Raw genomic sequence first — 3,032 nt, forward strand, 5'->3', positions numbered from 1 at the left:
TCAACTCTAGTCGATCGCTACCAGACTCGGCTTCCATCATCCAGCGCAATTAATTTAGGTTTTAGACTTTAGGCTTTAGGGTAAAGGGCATTGGTGGTGGGATAGTGAGTTGAGTTGCAAAAATTCTCCCAGTCTCCCATCTCCCATCTCCCATCCCCTCTACCATCTCCCATCTCATCTACCCTCTACCCTCTACCCCCTAATGCTATTGTCCTTGCACATTCATAATTTTACCCTGATTGACGAGTTAGAACTCGAATTTGGGGCAGGCTTAAATGTGCTCACTGGCGAAACTGGTGCGGGAAAATCGATTATCCTCGATGCGATCGATCTTGTCTTGGGCGGGAAACCGTCACTGCGGATGATTCGCACAGGGACAGCCAAAGCCATCATCGAGGGGACATTTGCTACTACCGAGCGGATTAGGACATGGCTGATCGATCGAGAATTTGACTTAACCGATGATGATACGGTGATTTGCAGTCGCGAACTCAGCATTCAGGGGACTAACCTCCGATCGAGAATGCGCGTCAATGGCGCGATTTGCAACCGTCAACTCGCCCAAGAACTCCGCGAGCTAACCATCGAGATTACCGCTCAAGGGCAAACCGTCCAACTGACAAATCCCAGCCATCAAAAAGAATTACTCGATCTCTATGGTGGCGAACCAATTAGCCAACAGCGCACCCAAATTGCCACCGCTTACACCACTTATCAGCAAGCTTATCAAACATGGCTCGATCGCCAGCAAAACGAACAGCAGCGCCTGCAACGACTCGACTTACTCCAGTATCAAGCCGAAGAATTAAGCCAAGTCCACCTTACCACCCCCGACGAACTCATCGATCTCGAAACCGAACGCCAACGCCTCAGTCACGTCGTCGATCTCCAACAGCAGAGCTACGCTGTCTATCAACTCCTCTATCAAAATGATACCGGAGGCGCGATCGCCGTTGCCGACATGCTGGGCAAAGCCGAATCCACCCTCATCGACATGGTAGACATCGACGCTAGCCTCCAATCCACCCTCGATCTCGTCAGTCTTGCCCTCGCTCAAATCACCGAAGCCGGACGCGAAATCAATTATTATGGTGACGCCCTGGAAGCCGATCCCGATCGACTCCTGGAAATCGAAGAACGGATTCGCGCCCTTAAGCTAATTTGCCGCAAATATGGCCCCACACTAACGGAAGCGATCGAGCATCAACTTTCTATCCAAACCGAGTTAATCCAGCTTACAGGGGCAGGAGCATCCCTTGAAGAACTCGAACACCAAGTCAAAGATCTCCAGATCCAACTCACCCAAGCTTGCCACCAACTTACTACCCTCCGTCAGCAAGCCGCGATCGATCTCGAACGACACCTGATCCGCGAACTCAAACCCTTAGCGATGGATAAAGTCCAATTCCAAGTCGAAATCGCTCCCCAACCGCCCACAGCCACAGGCGCAGACAGCATTAGCTTCAACTTCAGCCCCAATCCCGGCGAACCGATCCAACCGCTTGCCGCCACAGCATCTGGCGGTGAAATGAGTCGGTTTCTACTGGCTCTCAAAGCCTGCTTCTCAAATAACGGCGGTGCGGGTACCCTAATTTTCGATGAAATCGATGCTGGCGTGTCGGGCAAAGTCGCCCAATCGATCGCCAGTAAACTCCATCACCTGAGCCAATCCCAGCAAGTCCTCTGCGTCACCCACCAACCCCTGATCGCCGCAATGGCCGATCGCCATTTTCGCGTAGCTAAGGAGACAATTAGTTCGAGCCATCCGGGTAACGGTAGTGCCGCAGTCGAACGTACGATCGTCCGGATTGAGGAACTGCATTCTCAGCAGCAACGCCGCGACGAGATCGCCCAAATTGCCGGAGGACAATCGGCACAAGAAGCCATCTCATTTGCCACGTCATTATTATCGCAAGCAAAGACACGCAAGAAAGCAGTTAAACAGAGTGGGAAGTAAGTTAACCGATCGAGTAATTATCCAATTCCGTTGTCTTTTGCTAATATCCGATCGACCTTGTTTTCGATCGATGCTAATCTTCTCAAAACTGTCGGACGATCTTCATCGATAGATACCATCATATTGATTAACCCTTCTTCAACTCTAGCTAGTCGCAGCATTCCCTGTCTAAATTCATCCATTTGTTCTTCATATCGCAGTCTCGTTGTTTCTTGCTGCTCCAGCATGGCTTGAATAGTCCGAGCATTAGAAGCTACTAATTGTTGTAATTCTTCGTCGGTCATCGTAAATTATTAATTGTGGGCATCTATTATTTTAAAACATTTAACTTGGATCTGAAAAGTTGCAACGATGCACGTAGACAAAGATCGTTATCGATCGCGTGCATCGCTATTTAGTTCGTCTAATCATTACCTCGCAACTTATCTAACACACTGCGATCTTCCAACGTAGAAGTATCTCCAGAAACCTCCTTGCCTGCGGCTAAATCGCGCAATAACCGTCGCATAATTTTACCCGATCGAGTCTTGGGTAGTGCATCGGTAAAACGAATTTCACCCGGACGGGCGATCGCGCCAATTTCTACGCCGACGTGTTTTTGCAACTCTTTTACTAAACTTGCATCGCCGACAAAGTTACTATTTAAAGTCACAAAGGCAACGATTTCTTCGCCTTTAATTTCATCCGGTTTGCCCACAACTGCGGCTTCGACTACCGCAGGGTGAGAGACAAGCGCAGATTCGAGTTCCATCGTGCCCAGACGGTGCCCAGAAACGTTGAGAACATCATCGATGCGTCCCATCACCCAGAAGTATCCATCTGCGTCCTGACGCGCTCCATCCCCCGCAAAATACATGTATTTGCCATCTTTGGGGGCGATGTGTTCCCAGTAAGTTTTGCGGAAACGTTCGTCGTCGCCGTAGACAGTTCGCATCATTCCCGGCCAAGGATATTTTACCGCCAAGTAGCCGCCATTATTGGCAGGGAGGGTTTCACCATCGAGATCGACAATTTCGGCGATGATGCCGGGGAATGGACGCGTGGCTGAGCCTGGTTTCGTGGGGATTGCGCCAGG

2 protein-coding genes and 1 pseudogene are annotated in these 3,032 nt (G+C 50.1%); 1 reads left to right on the forward strand and 2 read right to left on the reverse strand.

Going from position 1 to position 3,032, the window contains the following annotated elements:
* Positions 1-202: 202 nt before the first annotated feature.
* The gene (gene recN / locus RMO52_RS09190) at positions 203-1,957 is read left to right on the forward strand and encodes a DNA repair protein RecN (RefSeq protein ID WP_310413192.1); all 1,755 of its coding nucleotides are present in this window, start codon (positions 203-205) and stop codon (positions 1,955-1,957) included.
* Between the two features lie 17 nt (positions 1,958-1,974).
* Here the strand turns inward: recN and RMO52_RS09195 are convergent, their stop codons facing one another.
* Together RMO52_RS09195 and RMO52_RS09200 are read right to left on the reverse strand one after the other, a co-directional pair.
* A complete protein-coding gene (locus RMO52_RS09195) occupies positions 1,975-2,241 on the reverse strand; it encodes a hypothetical protein (RefSeq protein WP_310413195.1) in 267 nt (88 codons plus the stop codon).
* Positions 2,242-2,360: 119 nt separating this feature from the next.
* Positions 2,361-3,032 (reverse strand): annotated as a pseudogene (locus tag RMO52_RS09200) (AMP-binding protein); the annotation flags it as partial.

The organism is Chamaesiphon sp. OTE_8_metabat_110, from assembly GCF_031382685.1.
Taxonomy (GTDB): Bacteria; Cyanobacteriota; Cyanobacteriia; order Cyanobacteriales; family Chamaesiphonaceae; genus Chamaesiphon.

What these genes read in the sequence shown, in the direction of transcription:
- recN (WP_310413192.1), top strand. Translation starts at nt 203, where the DNA reads ATGCTATTGTCCTTGCACATTCATAATTTTACCCTGATTGACGAGTTA.
- RMO52_RS09195 (WP_310413195.1), bottom strand. Translation starts at nt 2,241, where the DNA reads ATGACCGACGAAGAATTACAACAATTAGTAGCTTCTAATGCTCGGACT.